4 protein-coding genes and 1 tRNA gene are annotated in these 9,943 nt (G+C 36.2%); 2 read left to right on the top strand and 3 right to left on the bottom strand.

The features are described from left to right. Positions 1-59: 59 nt before the first annotated feature. Together AC061C_RS05160 and pafA are read left to right on the top strand one after the other, a co-directional pair. Positions 60-132, top strand: a tRNA-Phe gene (locus AC061C_RS05160). Positions 133-526: 394 nt separating this feature from the next. Continuing rightward, the gene (gene pafA / locus AC061C_RS05155) at positions 527-2,140 is read left to right on the top strand and encodes an alkaline phosphatase PafA (RefSeq protein ID WP_478290296.1); all 1,614 of its coding nucleotides are present in this window, start codon (positions 527-529) and stop codon (positions 2,138-2,140) included. 65 nt (positions 2,141-2,205) lie between these two features. Here pafA and lysA read toward each other — a convergent pair whose 3' ends face one another. From lysA to gltB, 3 genes are all read right to left on the bottom strand, one after another. Next, a complete protein-coding gene (lysA, locus tag AC061C_RS05150; protein ID WP_478290295.1) occupies positions 2,206-3,426 on the bottom strand; it encodes a diaminopimelate decarboxylase in 1,221 nt (406 codons plus the stop codon). 304 nt (positions 3,427-3,730) lie between these two features. After that, positions 3,731-5,185, bottom strand: a complete 1,455-nt coding sequence (locus AC061C_RS05145; protein WP_478290294.1) for a glutamate synthase subunit beta — start codon at positions 5,183-5,185, stop codon at positions 3,731-3,733. Positions 5,186-5,187: 2 nt separating this feature from the next. After that, complete coding sequence (gene gltB / locus AC061C_RS05140; protein WP_478290293.1) at positions 5,188-9,705, bottom strand: glutamate synthase large subunit; 4,518 nt, start codon at positions 9,703-9,705, stop codon at positions 5,188-5,190. Positions 9,706-9,943 lie beyond the last annotated feature (238 nt).

Genomic DNA, 9,943 nt, shown 5'->3' with positions numbered 1-9,943 from the left:
CTTTGAAAAGCCTATCAGAAATGATAGGCTTTTTTGTATAATTTACTTTTTTAAAATATGGTACCCGAGCTCAGATGGTAGAGCAATGGACTGAAAATCCATGTGTCCCTGGTTCGATCCCTGAAGGTACCACAACAGAGCTTGGATGGTGAAATTTGCAGATACGCTAGTCTTAAAATCTAGTTAGTACCGATATTCGTTTGGGTTCAAGTCCCGCTCTGAGTACTAAAACCTTTTAAACCCCCTATTATTTAGGGAGTTTTTTGTGTTTAAATTGTACCAAATTTAAATTTAGAGCCTCTAAAAAATATAATTGAATCTTCATATGAAAAATCTATTTTATAACTTTCTCTATTACTTTTAAATAATTTTATTCTCTCATTTTATAGTCTAATTTTAGATTGTATCTATTTAATTATTGTTTTTTTTCGGGGTTAACAATTTATTAATTATGCGTCATGAAGTAGTTGTGAAGATAGAGTTTGAACTTTATGTTGTATTTTTGTTTAAAATATAAATATACAATATGAAGAGAATTATTTTGTTTTTGGCAGTTATTATGTCTTTAAACTCACAAGCGCAGCAACGCCCCAAATTGGTAGTGGGCATAGTGGTAGACCAAATGAAAATGGAATACCTATATCGTTTTTCTGCAGATTTTTCTGCTAATGGATTTAAAAGATTGATGAATGATGGATATACTTTTCATAATATGCATTACAATTTTGTACCAACCTATACAGCTCCCGGCCATGCAAGTATTTATACTGGAACAACGCCATCTACGCATGGAATTGTTGGAAATGATTGGTTTAATAAAGCGACAGGAAAAGATATGTATTGTACGGACGATGCATCTGTTAAGACGTTAGGAGAAGGTACAGATAAAGAGGGTGCAATGTCTCCTAGAAATCTTTTAAGTACTACTATTACAGATGAGTTGCGTATGGCTACCAATTTTAAAGGTAAAGTTATTGGATTGAGTATTAAAGACCGTGGTGCAATTTTACCCGCCGGACATTTTGCTAATTGGGCATTTTGGTACAGCTCAACAGGTTCTTTTATTTCCAGTACTTTTTATGGTTCAAATTTGCCAAGTTGGGTAACGGAGTTCAACCAAGAAAAACGATACATGAACTATATTAACAAAGGTTGGAACTTATTAAAGCCACTATCTACCTACAATGAAAGTTTAGCGGATGATAATCCGTACGAGGGGAAATTGGATAAAGCTAATGGTCCCGTTTTTCCTTATGATTTGGCTAAGATCTATAAAGAAAAAGGAGCTGATGTTTTACGTACTACACCCTTTGGTAATGATATTTTAGCAGATTTAGCGATGAAAGCTATTGAAAAAGAGGAGTTAGGTAAAGATGATGCAACGGATTTCTTAACGGTTAGTTTTTCTTCTACCGATTATGTTGGTCATACTTTTGGACCTCGTTCTGTAGAGTTGCAAGATACATATTTGCGTCTTGATCAAAATTTAGATCAATTTTTAACTTATTTAGACAAAACAGTTGGAAAGGATAATTATTTAGTTTTTTTGACTGCTGATCATGCTGGTGCGGAAAATCCAAATTATTTAAAGGATAATAAATACAATGTAAAAAATGTACCTACGAAAGGTTTTGTGGAATCCTTAAAGAAATTTTCAAATGAAACTTTTGGAGTAGATCTTATTCTGGATTATTCTAATTTCAATGTATTTTTCAATATGGACTTAGTTAAACAAAAAGGTTTAGAATTGACAAAAGTAAAAGAGAGCTTTAAAGTTTTTTTGATGACACAAGAGCACATCAAAAGAGTGTATACTGAGGAAGAAATTTTAGCTTCATCAGGGGATGATTATTTTTTAAGTTTTATAGCTAAAGGTTATGATCCTAAACAAAACGGTGAGTTAGTGATTCTAGATAAAACCGGCTATATGGAATATCAAGCAACAGGTACAACACATGGATCTCCAAATAGTTATGATACTCATGTGCCTCTACTTTTTTATGGATGGCATGTGCCTAAAGGAGAGTTACATGCAAAAAAGTACATTACTCAAATTGCACCAACACTTTCGCAAATGTTAAAAATTCCGTTTACGAATGGCACTGAGTCAGAAGTTTTAGAAACTTTACTTGATAAGTAATAGTGTTTTGAATTGAAAAAATCCCATTTACAACTGATTGTCAGTGTTAATGGGATTTTTTTATTTTAAACCGTTTCGATTGCTTGTGGTAATGGAATTTGATTTTTCAATAAATCTTCAAACGTTTCATGTGCTCTGATTAAATGTCCTTCGCCGTTCATCCATAAAACTTCAGCTGGTTTGTATCTGGAGTTATAGTTTGACGCCATAGAGAAACAATAGGCTCCTGCATTTCTAAAAGCGAGTGTATCGCCTTCTTTGATTTCTGCAATTCTTCTGTTGTTTGCAAATGTGTCCGTTTCGCAAATATATCCAACTACAGAGTAAAAACGCTCTTTCCCTTTTGGGTTTGAGATGTTTTCTATATGGTGTTGTGAGCCGTAAAACATTGGACGGATTAAGTGATTGAAACCACTGTCTATTCCAGCAAAAACTGTTGATGTTGTTTGTTTAACAACATTAACTTTTGCTAAGAAATAACCAGCTTCACTTACAAGAAATTTTCCTGGTTCAAATATCAATGTTAATTCTTTTCCGTATTCTGTGCAAAAAGCATTGAATCTTTTTGATAGTTTTTTACCTAATTCTTCAATGTCCGTTTCAATATCATCTTTTTTATAAGGTACTTTAAATCCACTTCCGAAATCTAGGAATTCTAAGTTTTTGAAATTTCTAGCTGCATCAAATAATATTTCAGCTGCATATAAAAATACTTCAATATCCAAAATATCTGAACCGGTGTGCATGTGTATACCCACAATGTTCATTTTTGTATTTTCAACAATTCTGACCAAATGTGGTAATTGGTGAACTGAAATTCCAAATTTACTATCAATATGACCCACAGAAATATTAGCGTTTCCTCCAGCCATCACGTGAGGATTGATTCGGATGCAAACTGGTACATTTGGATATTTTGTTCCAAATTGTTCCAAAATTGATAAATTATCAATGTTTATTTGAACTCCCATAGCGTTGACTTCTTCAATTTCTTCAAGAGAAACACCATTTGGAGTATAAAATATTTTTTCAGGTTCGTAACCTGCATGCAATCCTAATTGTACTTCTTGGATTGAAACGGTATCCAAACCAGAGCCCATTTCTCTTAACAATTGAAGTATAGCGACGTTTGATAAGGCTTTCATAGCATAATTGATACGCAATTTATTTACCTTAGAAAAAGCTTTGGATAATCTGTTGTATTGAGATTGTATTTTTTCGGCATCATATACGTATAATGGACTACCAAATTGTTCTGCTAATTGTACTAAGTCTTTTGATTGCATAATTATTAATTTTGAGCAAATTTATTACTCTTTATTTAGTCCTACAAGGGAAGATACGAATTCTAACAAATTGTAACAAAAAGTTATATTTTAAACAAATTAGTGTTTTAGATGCGAAATTTCAATTTGGGTGAGGGATGGCAGCGGATAGCCCACAGGCGCTGGAGTTTTTACGAAAGCGACGCGGACTTGAAGCGTACAGCCCGACACTACCGAAACGATAGTGGAGGTGTGGCACCTCCTAAAAAATCAAATGACTACCCATAAACGAATTGGCAGTCATTTTTTGATTGTTTAAAACTATTTAAAGGTTAGGCAAATCGCCATTTCCTTTGGTAGGCAAGTTGGTATAACCCATCAAGTATTTGTCCACTTCTCTGGCGGCTTCGCGACCTTCTGAAATGGCCCAAACGATTAAGGATTGCCCTCTACGCATATCGCCTGCGGTAAAAATATGGGGAATATTGGTTTGGTAATTGGTAGCTTGATAGTTGTTACGGGTGTCAATTTTGATGCCGAGCTGCTCGCTTAATGTTTTTTCGGGGCCTGTAAAACCGAGTGCTAACAAAGCTAAGTCGCAAGGCCAGATTTTTTCGGAACCTTCTTTTTCAATTAGTTCAGGTCGTTGACCAGGTGTCATTTTCCAAGCGACTTCAACGGTTTTTAAGCCAACCAATTCGCCAGCATCATTGGCTATAAATTCTTTGGTGTTTATGAGCCAGTTTCTTTCACAGCCTTCTTCATGGGAAGAGGATGTTTTAAGTTGCAAGGGCCAAAAAGGCCATGGAGTGGATTCGCTTCGGCTTACTGGAGGTTTTGGTAAAATTTCAAAATTAGTGACTGATTTGGCACCATGACGGTTTGACGTTCCCACACAGTCTGAACCGGTATCTCCACCACCAATTACGATAACATTTTTATCAGTTGCTTTGATTTGATTAGGAATAGATTCACCGTATAATGCTTTGGTTTGTTGCGTCAAAAAGTCCATTGCCTGCACCACACCTGTGCTTTCAATTCCTTTTGTTGGTAAACTGCGACGCTCTGTAGCGCCACCACATAACACGATTGAATCAAAGTTATTGAGTTCTGAAATTTCAAAATTAACCCCCACATTGACATTGGTTTTAAAAGTAATTCCCTCCGCTTCTAAAACTTTAACACGTCTGTCGATAATTCCTTTTTCAAGTTTGAAATTTGGAATCCCATAACGCAATAATCCACCAATGGCATTGTCTCTTTCAAATACGGTAACGTTGTGCCCGGCGCGGTTCAATTGTTGTGCTGCTGCCAGACCAGCAGGTCCAGAGCCAATTACGGCGACTGTTTTTCCGGTTCTAACCTTTGGCGGTTGTGGTTTGATCCAGCCTTCAGCAAAGCCTCTTTCTATAATATTTTTTTCAATATTTTCGATAGCAACTGGCTCGCTAATGATTCCTAGAACACATGATTTTTCGCAAGGAGCTGGGCAAAGTCTTCCTGTAAATTCAGGAAAATTATTGGTAGATTGTAATATTTTCAAGGCACTTTCCCATTCCTCCTGATGTACCATGTCATTGAAATCTGGAATTAAGTTTCCTAACGGACAAGAGCTGTGGCAAAATGGAATGCCGCAATCCATACATCTAGAACCTTGTTCTTTGATTTTATCTTTGGTTAATGGAATTGTAAATTCATTATAATTTGAAACTCTTTCTGGAACTGCAACATTACTTTCGTCGGTTCTAGAATATTCTTTAAATCCTCCTATTTTTCCCATGACTATGATGCTATAAGTTCTTTAATTTGTTTTTCTTCGGCTAGGCGTTGTAACGCTTTTTTGTAATCTGTAGGCATTACTTTCACAAAATGCTGCTGTTGATTTTTCCAATCCTCTAGGATCCTTTTTGCCAACGGACTACTCGTATAGAGAGAGTGATTTTTTATCAAACGTCTCAGTTTAGTAAAGTCATTATTTTCCAATAATTCAAAAGCAACCATTTCCATGTTACATAAGGTAGCGTCGAATTTTTTATTTGGATCAAAAACATACGCAATACCACCGCTCATTCCTGCTGCAAAATTCCTTCCTGTTTTTCCTAAAACTACTACAGTTCCTCCTGTCATATACTCGCATCCATGATCTCCAATTCCTTCAACAACGGCTGTCGCTCCAGAATTTCGCACACAAAAACGTTCGCCCGCCATACCATTGATGTAGGCTTCGCCAGTAATAGCACCGTACAAAGCCACGTTACCAATAATGATGTTTTCTTCGGGTTTAAAGGTAGCAGTAGGAGGAACTTTAATAATTAGTTTTCCGCCAGAAAGTCCTTTGCCAAGATAATCATTACAGTTGCCGTGAATTTTAAATGATAAACCATTTGTTGCAAAAGCCCCAAAACTTTGTCCAGCAGATCCTGTAAAATCAACTAAAATAGTGTCTTCGGGTAAACCTTGCGCACCATATATTTTTGAAATTTCATTACTTAGAATTGCTCCTACAGAACGATCGGTGTTTTTGATATCGAAGGTTACTCTTGTTTTTTCTTTTCTGTAAATTGATGGAATAGCCGCTTTTATAATTTCAAAATCAAGTACATGTTCTAAAGCATGATCTTGAGTAGTTGTATTGTGATTGGGAACTTCTTTTGCTTTTTCAGGCTTGTATAAAATGGACGACAAATCTAAGCCGCTTGCTTTATAATGCTTGATGGCTTTGTTTACATTCAGTTTTTGAGATTGTCCCACCATTTCTTTTAAGGTTCTAAAGCCTAATTGTGCCATGATTTCTCTTAACTCTTCAGCAATAAAATACATGAAGTTGATAATGTGTTCTGGAGTTCCTTTGAAATTTTTTCTCAATTCAGGATCTTGTGTTGCAATACCTACAGGACATGTATTCAAGTGACACGCTCGCATCATGATACAACCAGAAGCTACTAATGGCGCTGTTGCAAAACCAAATTCCTCCGCTCCAAGTAAGGCTGCTATAGCCACATCGCGACCCGTTTTTAGTTGGCCATCACATTCTAAAACGATTCGGCTTCTCAAATCGTTCAAAATCAATGTTTGTTGCGCTTCGGCAAGTCCAAGTTCCCAAGGAATTCCGGTATGAGTCAATGAGGTCAATGGAGCAGCTCCAGTTCCTCCATCGTATCCTGAAATTAAAATCACATCTGCTTTTGCCTTTGCAACACCTGCCGCAATGGTACCAACACCAACTTCGGAAACTAATTTAACATTAATTCTAGCTTCGCGATTGGCATTTTTTAAGTCAAAAATTAACTGCGATAAATCTTCAATAGAATAAATATCATGGTGAGGTGGTGGTGAAATTAGTCCAACATACGGTGTTGAATTTCTGGTTTCGGCAATCCAAGGTACTACTTTTTCACCAGGTAATTGACCGCCTTCACCAGGTTTGGCGCCTTGTGCCATTTTGATTTGAATTTCGCGAGCGTTGGTCAAATAGTTGATTGAAACCCCAAAACGTCCTGAAGCAACTTGTTTGATGGCGCTATTTCTAGAGTCTCCATTTAAGTCTTTTTGAAAACGTTTTGGATCTTCTCCGCCTTCTCCTGAGTTGCTTTTTCCACCAATTCTGTTCATGGCAATCGCCAGGTTTTCATGTGCTTCTTGGCTGATGGATCCATAAGACATGGCACCTGTTTTGAATTTTTTTACAATTTCTGTCCAAGGTTCCACTTCGTCAATTGAAATAGGATCTAAGTTATTGAATTCAAATAAACCTCTAATAGTCATCAAATTTTCACTTTGATCATTGACCATTTTAGAGTACTCTTTATAACTTTCAGGACTGTTTAGGCGAACAGCTTGTTGTAATTTAGAAATCGTGGTTGGGTTGAACATATGCTTTTCGCCTGATCTTCTCCATCTGTAAACACCGCCAATTTCGAGTGGAAGTAAATTACTGACTTTTGAATTTGGAAAGGCTTTTTGGTATCTTTTTTTGATTTCTTTTTCGACTTCCATCAAACCAATTCCTTCAATTCGTGATGGCGTGTAAGGAAAATATTTAGAAGTAAAAGTTTTGTTCAATCCTAAGATTTCAAAAATTTGCGCTGCTCTGTACGAATGCAAAGTAGAAATTCCGATTTTGTTCATGATCTTCAGAATCCCTTTTGCGATGGCTTTGTTGTAATTTTTGATTGCATAATCGGCTTTTACACCAGTGATAAATCCAGCATTTACTTGATTGTAGATGATTTCGTTTACCATGTACGGGTTGATTGCACTTGCTCCGTAACCAAATAATAGGGCAAAATGATGTGGTTCGCGTGGTTCCGCCGATTCGATAAGAATACCAAATTTAGATCGAACTTTAAGAATGTTTAGCGAATGATGTATGTAGGAGCAGGCAAGTAACATTGGAATAGGAGCCATTTTTTCGCTTACACCTCTGTCTGATAAAATCACAATATTGCAGCCTTCTGCAACTGCTTTGTAGGTAGCTTGTACTGCTTTTTCAAGAGCTCGTTCTAGTCCGTTTACTCCTTTTTTTATTTCATATAAAGTAGAAATGGTGACCGACTTGAAATCGGTATGATTGATGTTTCTAATTTTGTCCAAATCTTCATTGGAAATGACCGGATTTTGGATTTTTAGTTTTTTACAATGCTTGGGTACAATGTCAAAAATATTATAATCGCCACCAATAGCTAAACTGATATCCGTAATGATTTCTTCACGAATACCATCCAAAGGCGGGTTTGTAACTTGAGCAAATAACTGTTTGAAATAATTATACAAAAGTTGTGGCTGATCTGATAAAACGGCAAGCGGAGTGTCATTGCCCATCGAACTTAGCGCTTCGGCTCCTTCGGCACCCATCGGGTTGATGATTGTTTTTAAATCTTCAATCGTATATCCAAATAAGCGCTGTCTGGTTTCAAAATCAACATTTTCAACCGGAATGAGATTATCAGTGTACGGAATTTGAGATAGCGAAAGTAAGTTTTCGTCAAGCCATTGTTTATAAGGACGTTTGGTTACAATTGCATTTTTGATTTCGTCATCTTCGATAATTCGTCCTTCGTTCATGTCAACCAAAAACATTTTCCCTGGTTCTAATCGACCGTGTTGAATGACATCTTCTGGTTTGATATCTAATACTCCAATTTCTGAAGACATAATTACGAAACCACTTTTGGTTAAAGTGTATCGAGAAGGACGCAATCCATTTCTATCCAATAGCGCTCCAATTACATTACCATCTGTAAAAGGAATAGAAGCTGGTCCATCCCAAGGTTCCATAATACAAGCGTTGTATTCGTAAAAGGCTTTTTTATCCTCCGACATCGTTTGGTGTTTTTCCCAAGCTTCTGGGACTACCATCATCATAGCTTCCGGCAAGGAACGTCCTGTCATCAGTAACAATTCTATTACCATATCCATTGAAGCTGAATCTGATTTTCCTTCCAAGATAATTGGGAAAAGTTTTTTGATGTCTTCGCCAAAAACATCACTTTGCATCAATTCCTCACGTGCACGCATGCGGCTTATGTTGCCACGTAAAGTGTTGATTTCTCCATTGTGACACATATAGCGAAACGGTTGAGCGAGTTCCCAAGACGGGAATGTATTGGTCGAAAATCGTTGGTGAACCAATGCCAATCGGGTTACCAAGTCATCATCGAGTAAATCGGTGTAATACCTGCTGATATCTTCTGGCATTAGCAAACCTTTATATATGATAGTTGTTGTAGAAAAACTTGAGAAATAAAAACGGTAGCTTTCTGAAATTCTTGAATTTATGATAGCGTGTTCTGCAATTTTTCTAGCGGCAAACATTTTAGCATTAAATTGTTGTTCTGTCAAATCCAATCCATTTTTACCTACAAACACTTGTTGTACCGTGGGCTCTTTCTCAGCTGCAATTTGACCTAAATTTGATGCGTCAACAGGAACTGTTCTCCATCCTAAAATTTCTAACTTTTGATCTTTTATAGATGCTTCAAAAGTGGTTTTGCAAAAAGAGACTTGGTTGGGACTTTTGGGCATGAACACCATTCCCACGGCATATTGTTTTGCTGCTGGGATTTCAAAATCACATACTTTTTTAAAAAAATCATGAGGGATATCAAATAGGATACCAGCTCCATCTCCAGTCCTGCCATCAGAACTCACAGCACCACGGTGTTCTAGTTTTATGAGAATATCTAGTGCTTTGTGTATTATATCATTTGACTTAATTCCGTTTAGATTACAAATGAATCCAGCTCCACAATTGTCGTGTTCAAATTCGGGTAAGTATAGGCCTTGTTCTTTAACTTTCATACTTTTTATTTTTGTGTAAAATTAAATATTTAGTATCATATAGTTAGTTAATTGGTTAAAATGGCCTTGTTTTTGTATTTATAATAGAAATTTGTTAAATAAATATCAATATTGTTATTTAAACATTGCTGATTTGATTTTTCGATAAAAAGTGAAGCAATTGGATGGTGCTAGACACTTGATTTTGAAAAAAATAGTTCGGTAAAACAGAATTGCGACTATTTATAACAAATTTGTG

It is taken from the genome of Flavobacterium sp. GNP010, assembly GCF_056428945.1.
The sequence above is the reverse complement of the archived record's forward strand: the minus strand, read 5'-3'. Positions and strand labels throughout refer to the sequence as shown.

What these genes read in the sequence shown, in the direction of transcription:
- gltB (WP_478290293.1), bottom strand. Translation starts at nt 9,705, where the DNA reads ATGAAAGTTAAAGAACAAGGCCTATACTTACCCGAATTTGAACACGAC.
- lysA (WP_478290295.1), bottom strand. Translation starts at nt 3,426, where the DNA reads ATGCAATCAAAAGACTTAGTACAATTAGCAGAACAATTTGGTAGTCCA.
- pafA (WP_478290296.1), top strand. Translation starts at nt 527, where the DNA reads ATGAAGAGAATTATTTTGTTTTTGGCAGTTATTATGTCTTTAAACTCA.
- AC061C_RS05145 (WP_478290294.1), bottom strand. Translation starts at nt 5,185, where the DNA reads ATGGGAAAAATAGGAGGATTTAAAGAATATTCTAGAACCGACGAAAGT.